The sequence below is a fragment of the Methylobacterium sp. WL18 genome (assembly GCF_008040015.1).
Lineage (GTDB): Bacteria > Pseudomonadota > Alphaproteobacteria > Rhizobiales > Beijerinckiaceae > Methylobacterium > Methylobacterium mesophilicum.
Genome location: NZ_VRVD01001140.1, coordinates 1 through 780, shown reverse-complemented (window position 1 = coordinate 780; position 780 = coordinate 1). Strand labels below are relative to the sequence as shown.

At 72.4% G+C, this 780-nt stretch carries 1 protein-coding gene; it reads left to right on the top strand.

Annotation, left to right across the window (positions count from 1 at the left end; translation table 11 throughout):
* Positions 1-424: 424 nt before the first annotated feature.
* The coding region (locus FV228_RS31390; protein ID WP_147857936.1) for a heavy metal-associated domain-containing protein at positions 425-780 on the top strand (356 nt) is incomplete at its 3' end.

Genomic DNA, 780 nt, shown 5'->3' with positions numbered 1-780 from the left:
CCCTCCCCCCTCTGCGGGGGAGGGTGGGCCGGCCGTCAGGCCGGGTCGGGAGAGGGGAGCAACGGTGCAGAACAGGACTTCGCCCGTCAGGCCAGTCGCGCCCCCTCCTGAACCCGGGTTCCCCTCTCCCGACCCCTGCTGACGCAGGGGCCACCCTCCCCCGCAGAGGGGGGAGGGGCGGCGCGTGTTGGCCTGGGACAGGTTTCTCTCGCGGCCCAGAACCATCCGGACTGCAATAAGTGAATCCGTTAGCCCGCACGGGAGCGGGGCCCCGCATTTCGTCCTACCCACGCGTTACCCGGCCCGACGAAGGAATCCGATCGCATACCGATGCCCGCCCACTCTGTCGGCCCATCCGCGATTCGGCAACGCGATCCACAAGGCCCTTGACCTTCCCATGATGGGAAGCCCCATCTGAGGCGGCATGGATGCTTCGATCGGAACCGCCCCCGTGCCCGAACCCGTCTCCCTGAGCTTCCCCGTCGACGGGATGTCCTGCGCGTCCTGCGTCGGGCGGGTCGAGCGCGCCCTGAAGGCGCTGCCCGGTGCCCGCGACGTGGCGGTCAACCTCGCCACCAACCGCGCCAGCCTCGTCCTCGACGGCGGCGCGGGTCCGGCCGACGCCGCGGCCGCGCTGGCGGATGCCGGCTACCCGGTCCCGGAGACCGAGAGCCGGATCGCCGTCGCGGGGATGTCCTGCGCGTCCTGCGTCGGACGGGTCGAGCGCGCGCTCGCCGCCCTGCCGGGGGTGAGCGGCGCCAGCGTCAACCTGGTCACCGG